At 70.4% G+C, this 17,295-nt stretch carries 19 protein-coding genes; 6 read left to right on the forward strand and 13 right to left on the reverse strand.

The window, feature by feature from the left end:
• Window positions 1–78: 78 nt before the first annotated feature.
• The 5 genes from J7E93_RS35350 to J7E93_RS35370 all read right to left on the reverse strand — a co-directional run bounded on the left by J7E93_RS35350 (window position 79) and on the right by J7E93_RS35370 (window position 4,798).
• On the reverse strand, window positions 79–426 hold the full coding sequence (locus J7E93_RS35350; protein ID WP_215074136.1) for an SCO5918 family protein: 348 nt from the start codon (window positions 424–426) through the stop codon (window positions 79–81).
• 111 nt (window positions 427–537) lie between these two features.
• Window positions 538–948 (reverse strand): CBS domain-containing protein, encoded by a 411-nt coding sequence (locus J7E93_RS35355; RefSeq protein ID WP_308368912.1) that lies wholly within the window; start codon window positions 946–948, stop codon window positions 538–540.
• Between the two features lie 82 nt (window positions 949–1,030).
• Entirely contained in the window at window positions 1,031–2,452 is a 1,422-nt protein-coding gene (locus J7E93_RS35360) for a DEAD/DEAH box helicase (RefSeq protein WP_215074137.1), read from the reverse strand.
• A gap of 207 nt (window positions 2,453–2,659) precedes the next feature.
• The gene (locus J7E93_RS35365) at window positions 2,660–2,863 is read right to left on the reverse strand and encodes a cold-shock protein (protein WP_030693997.1); all 204 of its coding nucleotides are present in this window, start codon (window positions 2,861–2,863) and stop codon (window positions 2,660–2,662) included.
• A 330-nt stretch (window positions 2,864–3,193) separates the two neighbouring features.
• Window positions 3,194–4,798 carry an ABC-F family ATP-binding cassette domain-containing protein gene (locus tag J7E93_RS35370; protein WP_215074138.1) on the reverse strand — a complete coding sequence of 535 codons (1,605 nt, stop codon included), beginning with the start codon at window positions 4,796–4,798 and terminating at the stop codon, window positions 3,194–3,196.
• Between the two features lie 318 nt (window positions 4,799–5,116).
• On the opposite strand from J7E93_RS35370, the gene J7E93_RS35375 reads away from it, so the two are divergent.
• Window positions 5,117–5,872, forward strand: coding sequence for a hypothetical protein (locus tag J7E93_RS35375; protein ID WP_215074139.1), 756 nt, complete (start codon window positions 5,117–5,119; stop codon window positions 5,870–5,872).
• Window positions 5,873–5,996: 124 nt separating this feature from the next.
• Here J7E93_RS35375 and J7E93_RS35380 read toward each other — a convergent pair whose 3' ends face one another.
• From J7E93_RS35380 to merB, 3 genes are all read right to left on the reverse strand, one after another.
• Window positions 5,997–7,916 (reverse strand): rhamnogalacturonan lyase, encoded by a 1,920-nt coding sequence (locus J7E93_RS35380; RefSeq protein WP_215074140.1) that lies wholly within the window; start codon window positions 7,914–7,916, stop codon window positions 5,997–5,999.
• 159 nt (window positions 7,917–8,075) lie between these two features.
• Window positions 8,076–8,399 carry a hypothetical protein gene (locus tag J7E93_RS35385; protein WP_215074141.1) on the reverse strand — a complete coding sequence of 108 codons (324 nt, stop codon included), beginning with the start codon at window positions 8,397–8,399 and terminating at the stop codon, window positions 8,076–8,078.
• A 475-nt stretch (window positions 8,400–8,874) separates the two neighbouring features.
• Window positions 8,875–9,870 carry an organomercurial lyase gene (merB, locus tag J7E93_RS35390; protein ID WP_251067543.1) on the reverse strand — a complete coding sequence of 332 codons (996 nt, stop codon included), beginning with the start codon at window positions 9,868–9,870 and terminating at the stop codon, window positions 8,875–8,877.
• Window positions 9,871–9,932: 62 nt separating this feature from the next.
• On the opposite strand from merB, the gene J7E93_RS35395 reads away from it, so the two are divergent.
• On the forward strand, window positions 9,933–10,364 hold the full coding sequence (locus J7E93_RS35395; protein ID WP_215074142.1) for a heavy metal-responsive transcriptional regulator: 432 nt from the start codon (window positions 9,933–9,935) through the stop codon (window positions 10,362–10,364).
• Between the two features lie 95 nt (window positions 10,365–10,459).
• On the opposite strand, the gene J7E93_RS35400 is transcribed toward J7E93_RS35395, so the two are convergent.
• From J7E93_RS35400 to J7E93_RS35410, 3 genes are all read right to left on the reverse strand, one after another.
• A complete protein-coding gene (locus tag J7E93_RS35400; RefSeq protein ID WP_215074143.1) occupies window positions 10,460–10,681 on the reverse strand; it encodes a hypothetical protein in 222 nt (73 codons plus the stop codon).
• A gap of 232 nt (window positions 10,682–10,913) precedes the next feature.
• Window positions 10,914–11,888 carry a thioredoxin-disulfide reductase gene (gene trxB, locus J7E93_RS35405; protein ID WP_215074144.1) on the reverse strand — a complete coding sequence of 325 codons (975 nt, stop codon included), beginning with the start codon at window positions 11,886–11,888 and terminating at the stop codon, window positions 10,914–10,916.
• The gene (locus J7E93_RS35410) at window positions 11,885–12,298 is read right to left on the reverse strand and encodes an arsenate reductase ArsC (RefSeq protein ID WP_215074145.1); all 414 of its coding nucleotides are present in this window, start codon (window positions 12,296–12,298) and stop codon (window positions 11,885–11,887) included. Before J7E93_RS35410 ends, trxB begins: the two co-directional genes overlap by 4 nt.
• Window positions 12,299–12,388: 90 nt before the next feature.
• On the opposite strand from J7E93_RS35410, the gene J7E93_RS35415 reads away from it, so the two are divergent.
• From J7E93_RS35415 to J7E93_RS35425, 3 genes are all read left to right on the forward strand, one after another.
• Window positions 12,389–12,697 carry a helix-turn-helix transcriptional regulator gene (locus J7E93_RS35415; RefSeq protein WP_215074146.1) on the forward strand — a complete coding sequence of 103 codons (309 nt, stop codon included), beginning with the start codon at window positions 12,389–12,391 and terminating at the stop codon, window positions 12,695–12,697.
• Entirely contained in the window at window positions 12,694–13,782 is a 1,089-nt protein-coding gene (arsB, locus tag J7E93_RS35420; protein ID WP_215074147.1) for an ACR3 family arsenite efflux transporter, read from the forward strand. Before J7E93_RS35415 ends, arsB begins: the two co-directional genes overlap by 4 nt.
• A 70-nt stretch (window positions 13,783–13,852) precedes the next feature.
• A complete protein-coding gene (locus tag J7E93_RS35425; protein ID WP_215074148.1) occupies window positions 13,853–14,914 on the forward strand; it encodes an ArsO family NAD(P)H-dependent flavin-containing monooxygenase in 1,062 nt (353 codons plus the stop codon).
• Between the two features lie 101 nt (window positions 14,915–15,015).
• On the opposite strand, the gene J7E93_RS35430 is transcribed toward J7E93_RS35425, so the two are convergent.
• Both J7E93_RS35430 and J7E93_RS38470 read right to left on the reverse strand, forming a co-directional pair.
• Window positions 15,016–15,381: a helix-turn-helix transcriptional regulator gene (locus J7E93_RS35430; protein ID WP_215074149.1), complete on the reverse strand. Its 366-nt coding sequence runs from the start codon at window positions 15,379–15,381 to the stop codon at window positions 15,016–15,018.
• Between the two features lie 118 nt (window positions 15,382–15,499).
• The gene (locus tag J7E93_RS38470) at window positions 15,500–15,793 is read right to left on the reverse strand and encodes a hypothetical protein (RefSeq protein WP_374105475.1); all 294 of its coding nucleotides are present in this window, start codon (window positions 15,791–15,793) and stop codon (window positions 15,500–15,502) included.
• A 129-nt stretch (window positions 15,794–15,922) separates the two neighbouring features.
• Here J7E93_RS38470 and J7E93_RS35435 point away from each other — a divergent pair.
• Window positions 15,923–17,295 (forward strand): NAD(P)-binding domain-containing protein (locus J7E93_RS35435; protein ID WP_215074150.1); only part of this gene is annotated, 1,373 nt, incomplete at its 3' end.

A 17,295-nucleotide genomic window follows, 5' to 3' on the forward strand; every position in this document is an offset into this window, starting at 1 on the left:
CCCGAATTAACCAACAGCGTCGGCATATGCCGGTCGGGCCCTCCTCGTTCGGGCGTAGGTCACCGCCCGCGTGGCGTCTCAGACGGACGCGGGGGCGCCGAGCAGCGCGGAAGCTCGCTCCATCGCGCTGACGCCGTGTGGGCGTGCGTGTGCGGACGCGGGCACGGCCGTGGCCGTGGGTGCGGCGGCGTCCGGGAAGGGGCGGCAGGTGAAGCCGAGGAGGGTCATGGCTCGGACGACTTCGCCGGCACTGAAATCACGGCGGTCCTGGCGGGTGATGACCTCACCCACTTGTTTGACGGGGTAGGAACGGCGGCCGATGATCACGGACTCGCCGATGATCGGCTCGGGCTTGATGCCCTTCATCGATTCCAGCACGTCGTTCTTGGTCAGATCGAACGGGAATCGGGCGATGACACAGCGCATGCGGCCTCACGGGGAGAGGGAGTTCGGGCGGTTCAGTGGGTTCAACAGGGTCTGCGGGTTCAGCAGGCCTTGCGGGTCCGCGGGCCTGCGGGTTCGGCAGGCTCTGGGGGTTCAGCGGGAGAGAGTCAGGACGCCCAGGGCGGTCCCGTGCTCGTCGACCACCGGCAGCGCCCGGAGCCGACGGCCACGCATCGCGTGCTCAGCTTCGGACATCGCGGTGAGCGGCGAGGTGAACGGTTCGTCGTTGCCGGTGATCTCGCGCAGGCGGATCCGATCCGTGTACGCGGACCCGTCACGGACGGCGGTGAGCTGGGCGCGCGTGACCAGGCCGGTGCACCGACCGTCGTCGTCGCGGACGATCAGGTGCCCGGCGCGGGCGCCGGCCATGACGCAGAGGGCCACCTCGACGGTCATGTCGTCACCGACCTGCGGCCCGACCTCGTCCATGGCGTCGAACACCGTCCTGTGGGCGGCGACGGCGGCGCTGCTCGCGGAGCGGTACTGCGGAGAAACCAGTGTCACGAAGGCCTCCTGCGGAGAGTGGGCGTCGTTCCGACGAGGGCGACGGGAACGACGAGAACGACGAAGGACCGGCGGGACAGTCCTAGGCCGCCGGGTCGAACGCGGACCGCCGCTGGGCGGTCCGGCGGGCGGCGGACCGGGAGGGGCGGCTGCGCCGGGGGCGGGCGGAGACGGTGGGCCTGGAACGCTCGGCGACCGGCGCCTTGATGACGACCGGGATGCCGGAAGGGGCCTGCGCGCCGGTGATGCGGTGCAGCTCCGAGCCGCCGGAGCGCACCTCGGTGACCTGCGGGCGGATCCCCGCGTCCGTCATGAGACGCACCATGCTTCGGCGCTGGTTCGGGGTGACCAGGGTGACGACGCTCCCGGACTCGCCGGCGCGGGCGGTACGGCCACCGCGGTGCAGGTAGTCCTTGTGGTCGGTGGGCGGGTCCACATTGACGACCAGGTCGAGGTTGTCGACGTGAATGCCGCGAGCGGCGACGTTCGTGGCGACGAGCACGGTGACATGCCCGGTCTTGAACTGCGCCAGCGTCCGGGTGCGCTGCGGCTGCGACTTGCCGCCGTGCAGCGACGCTGCCCGTACGCCGCTGGCCAGCAGATCCTTGGTCAGCCGGTCGACGGCCTGCTTGGTGTCCAGGAACATGATCACGCGGCCCTCGCGGGCGGCGATCTCGGTCGTGGTGGCGTGCTTGTCGGCGCCGTGGACGTGGAGTACGTGGTGCTCCATCGTCGTGACCGCGCCGGCGGAGGGGTCCACCGAGTGGACGACGGGGTCGGTCAGATAGCGGCGTACCAGCAGGTCGACGTTGCGGTCGAGGGTGGCGGAGAACAGCATCCGCTGTCCCTGCGGCCGGACCTGGTCGAGGAGCGCCGTGACCTGGGGCATGAACCCCATGTCGGCCATCTGGTCGGCCTCGTCCAGGACGGTGATGCCCACCTGGTCCAGCCGGCAGTCGCCGCGCTCGATGAGGTCAGCCAGCCGGCCCGGGGTCGCGACGACGACTTCGGCGCCGCCGCGCAGGGCGTTCGCCTGCCGGGAGATCGACATCCCGCCGACGACCGTGGCCAGCCGCAGCTTGACGGAGCGGGCGTACGGAGCAAGTGCGTCGGTCACCTGCTGCGCCAGCTCACGGGTGGGGACGAGGACCAGGGCGAGCGGCTGCCGCGGCTCGGCGCGCCGACCGGCGGTACGGGCCAGCAGTGCCAGCCCGAAGGCCAGCGTCTTGCCGGAGCCCGTGCGACCGCGCCCGAGGACGTCGCGGCCCGCGAGGGTGTTCGGCAGGGTCGCGCCCTGGATCGGGAACGGTACGGACACGCCCTGGGCACTCAGCGCGGCGAGCAGCTGCTCGGGCATGTCGAGGTCGGCGAACGACTCGACGGCCGGCAGTGCGGGGGTGGTCGTCTCGGGGAGCGCGAACTCACCCCGCACGGGGGCGGGCCTGCGGCCGTAGGTGCCCCGTGAGGTACGGGAGAAGCGGTCGTTCGTGCGTGTGCGGTTCATGCGGAACCTTCCTTGACGCGGCACGTATCAGGGAATTCCCGCAACAGGTGAGAAGCACGGAGAATCGTAAGAACGAGCCAACCTTGGATCGAGCGGAAAAAGAAAATCCCCCTAGGAATGCGGAGGCGGGCGGAGTGCGCCCGTACATGCAACGAGCTGGGGCCCGCACCCCAAGGTGCGGGCCCCAGCTCGTACGACGTGTCAGCGTCAGGCGGGAACGATGTTCTCGGCCGTCGGGCCCTTCTGGCCCTGCGCGATGTCGAAGTTCACCTTCTGGCCTTCCTGCAGCTCGCGGAAGCCCTGGGCGGCGATGTTCGAGTAGTGGGCGAACACGTCAGGACCGCCACCATCCTGCTCGATGAAGCCGAAGCCCTTTTCCGCGTTGAACCACTTCACGGTGCCAGATGCCATGTCAAATCTCCTTAGGGGCAGAGCCCGGAGCCCACACTGTGCGGTCTCCGCGTCGCCGCGATGATTGCCCCAGCCGGATGAAAAACCGGACATACAAAATCGCCACCACCAGCCGGAAAGGCCGCTGGGTGCTCAAAGTTTTTGGGAACCACAACTGCAACTGAGATCGAGACTAGCACGGCGAGATCGGTCCTGGGCGGTGAGGAATTCCATTCTCCGTGTTGCGAGAGATACCTTCATCGCGCGTTGTTCTGATTTCTCACTTCGCGGTCACAGATTTTATCGGGCCGAGATGTACGAGCGGATACGGGACGGCAGGGCAGCCGTACGTCAGTCGAGGGCGACCAGGTCCAGGTGGTCCTCGCTCCACAGGTCCTCGTCCCCGTCCGGCAGCAGCAGGACCCGCTCCGGGCGCAGCGCCCTGATGGCGCCCTCGTCATGGGTGACCATCACGAGGGCGCCCGGGTAGGTGCCCACCGCCGCGAGGACCTCGCGGCGCGAGTCCGGGTCGAGATTGTTGGTCGGCTCGTCCAGCAGGAGCACGTTCGCGCCGGAGTGGACCAGCGCGGCCAGCGCCAGCCGGGTCTTCTCGCCTCCCGAGAGCACTTTCGCCGGTTTGTCGGCGTCGTCACCCGTGAACAGGAACGCCCCCAGTACCCGCCGCACCTCGCCGTCGCTCAGATGCGGCGCGGCGGCGGCCAGGTTCTCCCGTACGGTACGGGCCGAGTCCAAGGTCTCGTGCTCCTGGGCGAAGTAGCCGAGCCGCAGCCCGGGCCCGTGCACCACCCGGCCGCTGTCGGGTGTCTCCCGGCCGGCGAGCATGCGCAACAAGGTGGTCTTTCCCGCCCCGTTGAGGCCCAGGATCACCAGCCTGCTGCCCCGGTCCACGGCCAGGTCCACACCGCTCAGCACCGCACGGCCGCCGTACGACTTGGCCAGGCTCACCGCCCCGAGCGGCGTCCGTCCGCAGGGGGCCGGCTCGGGGAGGCTGATCCTCGCCACCTTCTCCGCCCGCCGGATGGGTTCAAGTCCGGCCAGCATCCGGTCGGCGCGGCGGGCCATGCTCTTCGCGACGGTGGCCGTGGCCACCCGCGCCCGCATCCTGTCCGCCTGCGCGTGCAGGGAGGCCGCCTTGCGCTCGGCGTTGGCCCGCTCGCGCGCACGCCGCCGCTCGTCCGCATCCCGCTGGTTCAGATAGGCGGCCCAGCCGGTGTTGTGCACGTCGACGGTGGCGCGCTGCGGATCGAGGTGGAACACCCGGTTGACGGTCGCGGCGATCAGATCGATGTCGTGGCTGATCAGCATCAGCCCGCCGCGGTGAGCGGCCAGGAAGGTGCGCAGCCAGGCGAGGGAGTCGGCGTCGAGGTGGTTCGTGGGCTCGTCGAGCAGCAGGGTCCCGTCGCCGCCCGCGAACAGGATCCGGGCCAGCTCCACCCTCCGCCGCTGTCCGCCGGACAGCTCACCGACCGGCTGCCCCATGACGTGCGTCGGCAGCCCGAGACCGGCTGCGACGCGGGCCGCCTCCGTCTCGGCCGCGTAGCCGCCCCCGGTCTGGAAGGCCGCCTCGGCGCGGACGTAGGCGCTCATCGCCCGCGCCTGTCCGGCCTCGCCCGCGGCTTCCGCCATGGCGGCTTCGGCGGCACGCAGGGCCCGGACCGCCCGGTCGAGCCCACGGGCGGAGAGGACCCGGTCGGTGACGGAGACCGACGGGTCCGCCGCGCGGGAGTCCTGTGGCAGATGGCCGACGGGGCCGGTGCGGGAGATCGTTCCGGCGGACGGCCGGGCATGCCCGGCCAGGGCGTTCAGCAGGGTCGTCTTACCCGCGCCGTTACGGCCGACCAGGCCGACCCGGTCGCCGGGCGCGAGGGTGAAGGAGATGTCGGACAGCAGCAGACGGGCGCCGACGCGCACGTCGACACCACGAACGGTGATCATGAGATGACGCTCCGGAAAAGCAAAGGGACACACTTCTGGCGTGAAGGCGGGTCCGAGAGCTAAGAGATCCGGGGCGTAGACATGCCCGCAGGCTATCGAGCGGCCGGCAGCGGCGCACCGCATTTTCCTGAACACCAACCCTCCGGCCCGTACCGGTGTCGCCGCCCGCCCGCACGCCCGCCCGCCTGTGCTGCCCCCCGCTTCGGTCGCGCGTCCCGAGACCCCAACAGCTCTGAGCGTCAAGGCACTTGTCGTGCCGGGTGGAGGTGAGTACGGCTACTCATGTGCCCCGGGAACCAGCATCCGCATGATGCGTGCATGCGATCGACATCCCTCCCGAAGACCCTGCTCGTGGCCGCGCTCGGCTGCGTGATCCTGTCCGGCTGCGGCGTGCAGAACGCCGCCACCGATCGGACCCCCGCGGGCAGCACCGTCTCGGCGACAACCCCGGTGGACGCTCCGCCGAGCGACAGCGACCCGGAGATGCGGTTCCTCGCGCTGATGACCCGCATCACGCAGGGCTGCGCCCCGGACGCCCCCAGCGGTGGCGGCCGCGGCAGCGGTGGCGTGCCCGCGCCCGAGGACCTGCCGGGCTGGGAGAGCGCGCCCCCACCGAGGTACGGGCCGGGCGAGACCCCGCCGGGTGTTCCGAACGCCGACGGAGACATACCCGTTCCCCTGGAGGATCCCGGGCCGTCGAAGCCGACGTCCGACTCCACCGGGCCCAAGCCGGTCAAGGAGGTACCGCTGACCGGTATCGAGATGTGCAGCGGTAACGAGCACGCGAAGCGCGTCAGCGAGGCGTTCAAGAACACGAGGACGACCAGCTACCAGGCGATGCAGAAGAAGCTGGTGGGCCTCGACTACCCGGCGTCTCGGATCCACCGGATGCCGAGCCCTGCGGGCGTGCCCCGGGCGAGGCTCGACTTGCGCATGATGGGCAGCCACGTGGTGGTGGAGATCTCCGGCACCAGCAGTGGGGTGATCACCGAGACGTTCGGGGCTCCGGAGACGGAGGACGTGAAGGTGACCGAGGTGAAGCGGAAGCCGAAGCCGGACGCGCCCACGTCCTGACCGGATCGCAAGGGGGCCTGGGCCTCGTTCGCTCGCTACCGGTCGGTCGTCGTGGGCCCGGCCGGCGGGCGCCGTGATCGACTGCGCCCGGCCCGTGCCGGCCCCCTCGCCGCTCCTCGTTCCGCTACTTCGTGCCGAGGTAGTAACTGACCTGCGGCGGCTGGTTGTAACCGGTGTTCTGCCAGGCCACTCCGAGCCGGTAGACCGGGTCGTGCATCAGGGTCGGCAGCCGGAACTCGGTCGGGTGCGGAGTGGTGTAGAGGCGCAGCGCCGTGGAGTCGTTGTTGCGCCAGATCATCTCCTCGCGCCAGTCGCCCAGGAGGTCGGCGGAGAGCGCCGGGTTCCCCTTCGTCCAGTTGCTGGAACGGGCTTCCTGGTCGTACCAGATGCGGGTCAGCTCCGTGGAGCCGTTGTACTTGAGGATCTGCCCGTAGCCGGAGCCCGCCGTACCCGACCAGCGGTGGTCTAGGAGTTCACGGTTGGCGTCGCCGTCCCACCAGATCGCCGAGTTGTACGACGCGCCGCCGCCGAAGCCCGGGACGGCGTCGCTGATCTTCGTACCGTCGGCGGCGTACAGCCCGCCCCCGCTGGACCAGCACTCGGCGCCCGCGTACGCGTTCGTGAGGTCGGCGCAGATGCCGCGACCGACGTCGGTGCCGGTCTTCTGGCCCCACAGGATCGCGCCGGTCCTCGCGTCGTGCATCTCGAAGCCGTACGCCGAGTCGGTGTGCTCGTGCACGTTGAACGCCTCCAGGCCGGGGCGCGCCGGGTTCAGATCGCCGACGTGGAGCGCGTCGCCATGGCCCAGCCTGGTGGTCCACAGCCCACTACCGTTGTCGTCCACGGCCATGGCGCCGTAGACGATCTCGTCCCTGCCGTCCGCGTCGACGTCCGCCACGGCGAGATTGTGGTTGCCCTGCTGGTTGAAGCCCTTGCCCACATTGGTGGAGGAGTTGGTGTCGAACTTCCAGCGGCGGACCAGGTCGGTGCCGTTCCAGTCGTACGCGGCGATCGCGATCCGCTCGTAGATGCCGCGGCTGAAGATCATGCTCGGCGTCGAGCCGTTGAGGTACGCGGTGGCGGACAGCAGCCGCCCCTCACGGTTGCCCCAGGTGTCCCCCCAGTCGGCGACCGAGCCGCGGGCCGGCTCGAAGGGCACGGAGTCCATGACGCGGCCCGTCTGCCCGTTGAAGACCGACAGATACTCGGGGCCGCTGAGCACCGCGCAGTTGTCGGCGAGATGCGAGGCGCCCGCGTCACCGATGACGGTCCCGGCGGAGTCCCTCGACCCGTCGGAGGTACGGACGGCCATCTCGGCCCTGCCGTCGCCGTTGTAGTCGTACACCTGGAAGGAGTCGTAGTGCGAGCCGCTGCGCACATTGGTGCCCAGGTTCACGCGCCACAGGCGGGTGCCGTTCAGCTCGTACGCGTCGAAGACCGTCGGCCCGGTGCAGGTACCGGAGTTGGCCACGTCGGTGGCGTTGGAGGGCACCCACTTGAGGACGAGTTCGTAGGCGCCGTCCCCGTCGAGGTCGCCCACGCTCGCGTCATTGGCGGAGTAGGTGTAGGCGACGCCGTCGCGGGTGGTGCCGCCGGGCGGCTTCTGCAGCGGGATGTCGAGCCGGCCGGAGGCCCAGACGCCGGCCTTCTGGCCCGGCTGCTCCGTACCGCCCACGACGGCGCGGATCTCGTACGAGGACGAGGTGCTGCCACCGGCGTCGAGGAAGTTCGTCTTCGTGGTCTCCGAGATGAGGGTCCCGGCCCGGTAGAGCCTGAAGGAGACACCGGACGGGTCGTTCCCGAGCATGCGCCAGGTGACGAGAACGCCGCCGCTCGCGGGGACGGCGACGAGCCCCCGGTCGAGCCGTTCGGCGACCCGGGCGGCGGCCAGTGCCCGGACCGCGGGCTCATCGGCCGCGGACTCATCGGCCGCGGACGCCGACGGATTGACGGCCAGTAGCCCGCCGGCACCGGCGAGCACGGCGGCGAGGAGCGCTCCGGCGAACCTGCCTGAGCGGTGGAATGAGTGGCGTGATCGGGACATCACTCGACCTCGTTGTCGGGGACGGGGGACAGCTGCACCCCGTGGTCGCCGCCGATACCCCTTGAGGTTGCCGGTTCCATCGACTCCGCCGCGATGTACGGACCACCGAGGCCGGCCAAGGCCCCGGGCCGCTCTGGCCCGGGGCGTTCGCTTCCTCGGCTACTTCTTCTTGAGCTCGTCGAGGCAGAGCACGAACTGCTTGCCCGAGCTGCGTCGCCCACCGCGGGTCTGCTCGAGGTAGCCGGCGTCCGACTTGCCCTCGCACTTGGTGGTGTCCAGCGTGTCGGGGATCACCTCGACCACCTTGTACGTGGCCTGGGAGTCACCACACTCCACCACCTGCAGGTCAGGAGTCACCGTGGACCCGGAGTTCTTGAGGCAGTCTCCGGCCTCCGCGTGGTCGGCATCATCCTGGCTCGCGAAGTAACCCACCACGCACATGATCAGGACGACCACGACCGCGATGCCCTTGAGGATCTTCATGATGCCTATGCCCTGCCTCCGGGACGGCGGCGCCGGCTGCGGCGGTGCGGTCCACTGCTGCTGTTGAGGCGGCGGTTGCATCTGCATCTGTTGCTGGGGCGGGTACGGCTGCTGCTGCGGGTACCCGTACGCCGGCTGGGGCGGGTATCCCTGCGGCGGCTGCTGTGCGTATGGGCCAGGCTGACCGTACGGGCCAGGGCCCTGCTGCGGCGGAAAGGTCATGTGGAATCCCCCGTGGGCGCGTGTGACGTGCGTCTTTTGACGTGAGCACGCTATAGCAAGCGATCAACACCGCCTAAATTGGCGTCGGTGTCGCCGCAGAAGACACCGAGCGGGGCGATGACGGCCCCGCTGATCTGGGCGCCGGTGCTGCGGCGGCGGCCCACCAGACCGATCAGCGCGCCCGCCCACCGCCTCTCCGGTGTGGAGCGCGGAGACAGACACGTGAGGAAGACGCCCGGCCGGGGACGGGGGTTTACGTGTCGGTCAGCAGGGGGCCGAAGATCTCACGGCCGATTTCCTCGGCTCTGGCCTGGCCAAGGATCTGCCCTCTCGCCTCAGGGTGCCGCATGGTCCATGTCTCCGCGGAGGCCGGGCTGGTGAAGAAGTTCAGCGTGTCGCAGCAGATCTCGGCAGCGGGGCCAGAGGTGCCGCGGCGGCCGACGAACACCACGGCGGTCGCCGGCTCCCAGGTTGTTCCTCCGCTGTCACTGGTGACCGTCACGGTCTCGCCGGTGATCGGGTCGGACGAGGTGATCACGGCGTCCCGGCCGAGCATCGCGGGGATGCCGAGGGCGTCGATCGCACACATCGACCACACCTGAGCCCCGCCGGCGATCGTTACCCGGTGCGCGGTCGGCACCGCGGAGAAGGGGTAGGCGGCCCGGATCCGCCCGTCCTGGTCCAGGAGCAGGAAGTCCTCCCGGTTCAGTTCGGCGAGTACGTCGGCTGCCGTCCACCCTTCTTCTGCGGCGACCGGCTCGAGAACGGCCGGCTCGGGCGGCCGACCGGTGGCGGCGAAGTGCCGCAGTACGGCCTGATGGACGGCCCGCAGTCCGCCCTGGACGGGAGCGAGGCGACCCCGCCCGCCTCTGCCGACCAGGTCCAGAGCGTCCGCCGCACAGCAGTCATCGCACGGCTTGTCCGGCAGATCGGCGGCAGCAATGGCCCGGCGCAGCTCGTCGATGCTCGGTGCCCCGTCCGCCTTGCCGTCTGCGTCCCGGTAGATCCGGCACGACAGACTCGGTGCCGCCCCGGCCTGTGCGAAGGGGTCGGCACCGTCGATGAGTACCGTCGGTGAGCCGGTCATCCCCGTCCGCTCAGCCTCGGCCTGCTCGGAGATCTCCACCAGTTCGACGTCGGCCGCCCGGCCGCCCAGTGCCGCCGCGATCCGTTCTCGTACCACCGGACCGTTGGGGCAGTCCGGCACCGTCAGCACGGTGATCCGCATCGTGTCGTCCTCTCGGGTCATCGCTTGTGCGGACGACGCTAGACCTTCCAGCGCACTGGAAGGTCAAGGGCTAGTGTGGAGGCATGCGCATCGGTGACCTCGCCACTGCCGGCGGAGTAACGGCCAAGACGATCCGCTACTACGAGCAGGCCGGCCTCATGCCCCCTCCACCGCGCACGCCGGGCGGTTACCGCGATTACCCGCCCAGCGCGGAGAGCCGCCTGGCGTTCATCCGTGATGCTCAGCACGCCGGACTGACGCTCGCCGAGATCGGCGGCGTCCTCGCCCTCCGGGACAGCGGCGAGGCCCCCTGCGAACACGTCACCGCTCTCATCGACCAGCACCTGGAGGAGCTCGACCGGCGTATGGCCGAGCTGCACAAGACCCGGACCGCGCTGCGCGAGCTCGCGCAGCGGGCTGCCGAGACCGACTTTGCCACCTGCTCGGAAGCGGGCATCTGCAGCATCTTCAGTGCTTCGTTCGCCAGAGAGCCTGGGGGCACGTCCACGGCCTGAACCGGCGTGAGGACGAGCCCCGGGGGGCTGATTCGACGGATCGATGTGCGTGAGGCCGCGGCGGAGATCGCCGCTTTGTTCGGCGGAGGATGAGGTCAGCGGGTTTCGGTGAGGGTGAGCCGGCGCCGGTGGAAGTCGAGATGCGCGACGACCCGGTCGGACATGGCAGCCATCCGGCATGGCCCCAGGACCCTTACGGCGCCTACCGCGCCGAGGTAGTTGACGATGTCGAACGGCCGGGTGCCCGCGTGCAAAAGTCCGGCGAAGGCTCGGCCGGTACCGCTCGGCAGCCGGGAGGAGACACCGGGAGGAGACAAGCGAGCGCGCCGGGGCACCTGGGCCTGGTTCTCCGTAGACGAGGATGGTCTGCGGCGGGTCCGCGACATCCTCGACCCCGCGACCGCCTGATCACGCGCGAAGGCGGGAACGAAACCGGCCCCGTCCCGCCGTCGACGTCGCTGGCGAGGACGTCGGCGTCGAAGGACGCGGCGGTCACGGTCATGAGGGCTATCGGGGCCTGCTCGTGGGGTGTGGCGCGGATCGGTCGGGTCAGGCCGCGGCCATCGCCGGGGTCTTGTCGGTCAGGGCGGCCAGATAGCGCTCGGCGTCGAGGGCGGCCTGGCAGCCGGACCCCGCCGCCGTGATGGCCTGGCGGTAGGTGTGGTCGACGACGTCGCCGGCGGCGAAGACGCCAGGGATGTTCGTACGGGTGGAGGGGGATTCCACCGTGATGTAGCCCTCGTCGTCCAGGTCGAGCTGCCCCTGGAGGAGTTCGCTGCGCGGGTCGTGGCCGATCGCGATGAACAAGCCCGTCACGTCGAGCCGGCGCGTCTTTCCGGTGACGGTGTCCCGGAGCGTCACGCCGGACAGCTTGGTGTCCTCTTCGTGGATCTCGGCGATCTCGCTGTCGAACGCGAAGGAGATCTTGTCGTCGGCGCACGCGCGGTTCTGCATCGCCTTGGAGGCGCGCAGGGTGGAACGCCGGTGGACGACGGTGACCGAGCGGGCGAAGCGGGTGAGGAAGGTGGCTTCTTCCATGGCGGTGTCGCCGCCGCCGACCACGACGATGTCGCGGTCGCGGAAGAAGAACCCGTCGCAGGTCGCACACCACGACACCCCGCGGCCCGAGAGTTCCTCCTCGTTGGGCAGGCCGAGCTTGCGGTAGCCGGACCCGGTGGCGATGATCACGGCCTTCGCCCGGTGCACGGTCCCCGCCGAGTCGGTCAGCTCCTTGATCTCGCCGGTCAGGTCGACGGAGACGATGTCGTCGTCGATCATCTCGGCGCCGAACCGCTCGGCCTGGGCCCGCATGTTGTCCATGAGGTCCGGGCCGTCGATGCCGGTCGGGAAGCCGGGGAAGTTCTCGACCTCGGTCGTCGTGGTCAACGAGCCGCCGACGAAGATCGAGCTGCCGAAGAGCAGGGGCTTGAGCTGGGCGCGGGCGGTGTAGAGGGCGGCGGTGTAGCCGGCGGGGCCCGAGCCTATGACGATGACGTCGCGCACGTCCTGGGTCTCGTTGCTCACGCCGTCTTCTCCGGGGCGATCTCCTCGATCAGGCCCTCGACGAGCTTCTTGATCTCGTCGCGGATCGGGCGGACGGCCTCGACGCCCTGGCCCGCCGGGTCCTCCAGCGTCCAGTCGAGGTAGCGCTTGCCCGGGAACACGGGGCAGGTGTCGCCGCAGCCCATGGTGATGCAGACGTCCGACTCCTTGACCGCGTCCACGGTGAGGATCTTCGGCGTCTCGGTGGAGATGTCGATGCCGACCTCGCGCATCGCCTCGACGGCGGCCGGGTTGACCTGGTCGGCGGGGGCCGAACCGGCGGAGCGGACCTCGACGCGGTCCCCGGCCAGGTGCGACAGCCACGCGGCGGCCATCTGCGAACGGCCGGCGTTGTGGACACAGACGAACAGGACGGAGGGCTTCTCGGACATCACGGTCTCACTTGTCTCACGACGAAATCAGGCGCTACTGAAATCAGCACCTGGTGGTGTCATCCACCACTGATGTGACAGTATCAGTGCATGATGACGTCAGTCGACACTGAGCTGATCCGGGTGCTGGGTGATCCCCTGCGGCTCCGGATCGTGACCCTCCTGGCCCGCGAGACCCTGTGCACCACGCACCTCGTGGAAGAGACGGGTGCCAAGCAGACGAACCTCTCCAACCACCTGAGAGTGCTGCGCGAGGCGGGGGTCGTGGAGACCGAGCCGTGCGGACGATTCACGTACTACAAGCTCCGCCCGGACGTCATCGCCCAGCTCGCCGGCGGCTTCGCCGACCTGGCCGAGTCCGCTCGTACCGCTGCCGAGAACAAGAGGGCCTGTCCGTGACCCCCACCCAAGCGCCCGCGCCCACCGAGGAGTCCTCGGTCGTCGCGAAGCTTTCGACGCTTGACCGTTTCCTCGCCGTCTGGATCCTGCTCGCCATGGGCCTCGGCCTCGGCCTCGGGCGCCTGATCCCCGGCCTGAACGACGCGCTCGCCGCGGTCGAGATCGGCGGCATCTCCCTCCCCATCGCCGTCGGCCTGCTGATCATGATGTACCCGGTCCTCGCCAAGGTCCGCTACGACAAGCTCGACGCCGTCACCGGCGACCGCAAGCTCATGGTCTCCTCGCTGGTCATCAACTGGATTCTCGGCCCGGCGATCATGTTCGCCCTGGCCTGGATCTTCCTGCCCGACCTGCCCGAGTACCGCACCGGCCTGATCATCGTCGGTCTCGCCCGCTGCATCGCCATGGTCATCATCTGGAACGACCTGGCCTGCGGCGACCGCGAGGCGGCCGCCGTCCTCGTCGCCCTGAACTCGGTCTTCCAGGTCATCGCCTTCGGCGTCCTCGGCTGGTTCTACCTCGACCTGCTGCCCGGCTGGCTGGGCCTGGGCGAGGGCGAGCACCTCGACATCTCGATGTGGAAGATCGCACTCAATGTCGTCATCTTCCTCGGCGTCCCGCTGGTGGCCGGCTTCCTGACCCGCCGCATCGGTGAGAAGAAGCTCGGCCGCGAGTCGTACGAGGCGAAGTTCCTGCCGAAGATCGGCCCGTGGGCGCTGTACGGCCTGCTGTTCACGATCGTCATCCTCTTCGCCCTGCAGGGAAAGACGATCACGTCCCAGCCGCTGGACGTGGCCCGGATCGCCCTTCCGCTGCTCGTCTACTTCGCCGTGATGTGGTTCGGCACCTTCCTGCTCGGCAAGGCGATCGGCCTCACCTACGACCGCACGGCGACCCTCGCCTTCACGGCGGCCGGCAACAACTTCGAGCTCGCCATCGCCGTCGCCATCGGCACCTTCGGCGTCACCTCCGGCCAGGCCCTCTCCGGCGTCGTCGGCCCCCTCATCGAGGTGCCGGTGCTCGTGGCGCTGGTGTACGTCTCGCTGGCCTGGCGCAAGAAGTTCACGGCCGCCGGCACCCGGTAGGTCGTACGGCATCATCCGGCTGCCCCGCCCCACGCGGCGGGGCAGCCGCGTCGGAAGGGATCACCGCGCAATGGGCAGGCATCTCGACGCGCTCGTCATCGGCGGCGGCCAGGCCGGGCTCGCGGCCGGCTACCACCTGCGCCGCCTCGGCCTGGACTTCGTCATCCTGGACGCCCAGCCCACACCGGGCGGAGCCTGGCAGCACACCTGGGACTCCTTGCATCTTTTCTCCCCGGCCGCGTACTCCTCCCTGCCCGGCCGGCTCATGCCACCCCAGCCGGGCGAGATGTACCCGGACGCCGCGCATGTCGTCGCCTACCTGACCGACTACGAGCAGCGGTACGAACTTCCCGTCATCCGCCCCGTACGCGTCGAAGCCGTCCATGACGAAGGCGAACTCCTGCGCGTCGAATCCGACTCCGGGACGTGGCGGGCACGGACGGTGATCAGCGCCACCGGAACGTGGTGGCGGCCCTTCCTGCCCGCCCTCGCGAGCTCCGCGGAGTTCGGCGGGGAGCACCTGCACACCGTCGAGTACCGCCGGCCGTCCGACTTCGCCGGCAAGCGCGTCATCGTGGTCGGCGGGGGCAACTCCGGCGCCCAGATCGCCGCCGACCTCGCGTACGAAACCGATCTGACCTGGGTCACCCAGCGGCCGGCGCAGTTCCTCCCCGACGACATCGACGGCCGCGCCCTCTTCGACGTGGCCACCGCCCGCCGCCGGGCCCTGGACGAGGGCCGTACGGACACCGGCGGGGTCGCCTCGCTCGGTGACATCGTCGCCGTACCGCCGGTGCGCGACGCCCGCGACGCCGGAGTCCTCAAGGCGCAGCCGATGTTCAGCCGCCTCACCCGCACCGGTGTGCAGTGGGCCGACGGCACGACCGCCGAAGCCGACGCGATCATCTGGTGCACCGGCTTCCGCCCGGCTCTCTCCCACCTCGCGCCGCTCGGCCTGCGCCGCACGCGCGGCCACATCCCCACCGCCGGCACGCAGGCCATCAGGGAGCCCCGCCTGCACTTCCTCGGCTACGGCGACTGGACCGGCCCAGCCTCCGCCACCCTCATCGGCGTGGGCCGCCCCGCGCGCGAAGCGGCCCGGGCGATCAGCGAGCTGCTCGACCTGACCTAGCCCCGGCTGTCTCCCGGTCAGGACAGGGTGCTGACGACCTCACGGACCTGAGCCGCCAGGCACGCGCGGTGCGTCCCCACCGCGGCGGTGGCTATAAGAGGTCAGGCCGCGGCAGCCTTCGTCAGCAGGTGCCCCATCGCGGCGAGGACGGAGGGCTCGACGCGGTAGTAGACCCACGTCCCGCGCCGCTCCGAGGAGAGCAGGCCGGCCTCCTTGAGCTTCTTCAGGTGGTGGGAGACGGTCGGCTGGGACACCCCGACGTCGGAGATGTCGCACACGCACGCCTCGCCGCCCTCGTGGGAGGCCACGGCGGAGAACAGCCGCAGGCGGACCGGGTCGCCGAGGGCCTTGAACATCTTCGCGGTCCGCTCGGCCTCGTCCGCGGTCAAGGGCCGCTCGGTCAGGGGCGGGCAGCACGGCTCGACGAGCTCCGGCTCCGGCAACGGCAACACCTTCACGTTCGACATGCATCTATGTTGACACATGTCGAATCAGTGGGGGAGGCGAGAAGACGCCAAGGCCACCCAGCTGACGCCGGGCGGCGTTGGGTCGGGCGGCCGTCAGAGCCCGACTGCCGCCGGGGCTTTACGGACGTACGCCGCCAGCGGCGGGATGACGTGGTGCGCATCCCGGCCGACTCCACGGAGCGTGTGGGGCGAGAAGGGCGATCACCTCGTCCCGGTGGGGGTATCGGTCGCCGTCCGTGCCGAACGGCAGATCAGGCAGGGCGCTGGACCGGGCGGGCGAGAAGAGGGTGAGGCTGGCGTAACAGCCCGGCCATGATCCGGTCGGATTCTCTGACGCCTCCAGGATGACCGGCGTGAGACCGCTCCGACGCAGGACGTGGGCCGCGGCAAGTCCTGGCTGCCCGCCGCCGATGACGGCGACATCGGCATACTCCGCGAGGCCTCTCGATTCGACGAATGTCTATGTTGACGCCTATCGAAACAGGTGCCATGCTGACAGTGCAAGCCATCGACAGACGTCGAAGTAATAGGGGGAACCACCGTGAATGCCACTGCCACCGGCCAGCTGCCCGTCCTCGTGATCGGCGCCGGGCCCGCCGGCCTGGCCGCCGCAGCCCACCTCGTCGAGCGCGGTCTCGAACCGCTCGTCCTGGAAGCCGGCCCGGCCGCGGGCGCGGCGGTACGGGAGTGGTCCCACGTGCGGCTGTTCTCCACGTGGGGCGAGGTCACCGACCAAGCCGCCGAGAAGCTGCTTGCCCCGACCGGCTGGGTCAAGCCCGACGCGAAGACCTATCCGACCGGCGGTGACTGGGTGGAGCGGTACCTCCAGCCGCTCGCCGACGTCCTGGGGGACAAGGTCCGCTTCGGTGCGAAGGTCACGGGCGTCTCGCGGGCCGGCCGGGACCGGATCGTGGACGCCGACCGTGAGGCGCAGCCCTTCGTCGTCCACGTCGCGTACGCCGACGGTCGCGAGGAGCGGATCCTCGCCCGCGCCGTCATCGACGCGTCGGGCACCTGGTCCACCCCGAGCCCAGCCGGCGCCTCCGGTCTGGCCGCCCTCGGCGAGAGGGCCGCCGCCGACCGCGTCACCTACCGCGTCCCCGACCTGAAGGACCCGGCCGTGCGGGCCCGTTACGCGGGGAAGCGCACCGCCGTCATCGGCTCCGGCGCCTCCGCCTTCACCGCGCTCGCCTCCCTCGCCGACCTGGCCAAGGCCGAGGACGGCACGGGCACGGGCACGGGCACGAAGAGCGTGTGGATCCTGCGCCGCGGCATCTCCGGCTCCACCTTCGGCGGCGGAAGCGCCGACCAGCTTCCCGCCCGCGGCGCGCTCGGCCTCGCGGCGAAGGCCGCCGTGGACGAGGGCCACGCCGACGCCGTCACCGGCTTCCGCACCGAGACGATCGAGCGCGACGGCGACGGCCGCCTGGTCCTCGTGGCGGAGGACGGCCGCCGCCTCGACCCGGTCGACGAGGTCATCGTTCTCACCGGTTTCCGCCCCGACCTCTCCTTCCTCTCCGAACTGCGCCTCGGCCTCGACGAGCGCCTCCAGGCCCCGATCGAGCTCGCCCCGCTCATCGACCCCAACCAGCACTCCTGCGGCACCGTCTACCCCCACGGCGTCAACGAGCTCTCCCACCCCGAACAGGGCGTCTACCTCGTCGGCATGAAGTCCTATGGCCGCGCCCCGACCTTCCTCGCCCTCACCGGCTACGAGCAGACCCGCTCCGTCGTCGCCGCCATCGCCGGCGACCGCGAGGCCGCCGAGCGTGTCGAACTCGTCCTCCCCGAGACCGGGGTCTGCGGCGGCGCCGGCCTCTTCGACCAGCCCGACACCGAGCAGTCGGCCGACGGCGGCGGCTGCTGCGCCCCCAGCCCCGCGCTCATCCAGCTCGGCAGCGCCAGCCCCGCGCC

The organism is Streptomyces sp. ISL-36 (assembly GCF_018614205.1).
Lineage (GTDB): Bacteria > Actinomycetota > Actinomycetes > Streptomycetales > Streptomycetaceae > Streptomyces.

What these genes read in the sequence shown, in the direction of transcription:
- J7E93_RS35350 (WP_215074136.1), bottom strand. Translation starts at nt 426, where the DNA reads ATGCGCTGTGTCATCGCCCGATTCCCGTTCGATCTGACCAAGAACGAC.
- J7E93_RS35360 (WP_215074137.1), bottom strand. Translation starts at nt 2,452, where the DNA reads ATGAACCGCACACGCACGAACGACCGCTTCTCCCGTACCTCACGGGGC.
- J7E93_RS35365 (WP_030693997.1), bottom strand. Translation starts at nt 2,863, where the DNA reads ATGGCATCTGGCACCGTGAAGTGGTTCAACGCGGAAAAGGGCTTCGGC.
- J7E93_RS35370 (WP_215074138.1), bottom strand. Translation starts at nt 4,798, where the DNA reads ATGATCACCGTTCGTGGTGTCGACGTGCGCGTCGGCGCCCGTCTGCTG.
- J7E93_RS35375 (WP_215074139.1), top strand. Translation starts at nt 5,117, where the DNA reads ATGCGATCGACATCCCTCCCGAAGACCCTGCTCGTGGCCGCGCTCGGC.
- J7E93_RS35380 (WP_215074140.1), bottom strand. Translation starts at nt 7,916, where the DNA reads ATGTCCCGATCACGCCACTCATTCCACCGCTCAGGCAGGTTCGCCGGA.
- J7E93_RS35385 (WP_215074141.1), bottom strand. Translation starts at nt 8,399, where the DNA reads ATGAAGATCCTCAAGGGCATCGCGGTCGTGGTCGTCCTGATCATGTGC.
- merB (WP_251067543.1), bottom strand. Translation starts at nt 9,870, where the DNA reads ATGACCCGAGAGGACGACACGATGCGGATCACCGTGCTGACGGTGCCG.
- J7E93_RS35395 (WP_215074142.1), top strand. Translation starts at nt 9,933, where the DNA reads ATGCGCATCGGTGACCTCGCCACTGCCGGCGGAGTAACGGCCAAGACG.
- J7E93_RS35410 (WP_215074145.1), bottom strand. Translation starts at nt 12,298, where the DNA reads ATGTCCGAGAAGCCCTCCGTCCTGTTCGTCTGTGTCCACAACGCCGGC.
- J7E93_RS35415 (WP_215074146.1), top strand. Translation starts at nt 12,389, where the DNA reads ATGATGACGTCAGTCGACACTGAGCTGATCCGGGTGCTGGGTGATCCC.
- J7E93_RS35425 (WP_215074148.1), top strand. Translation starts at nt 13,853, where the DNA reads ATGGGCAGGCATCTCGACGCGCTCGTCATCGGCGGCGGCCAGGCCGGG.
- J7E93_RS35430 (WP_215074149.1), bottom strand. Translation starts at nt 15,381, where the DNA reads ATGTCGAACGTGAAGGTGTTGCCGTTGCCGGAGCCGGAGCTCGTCGAG.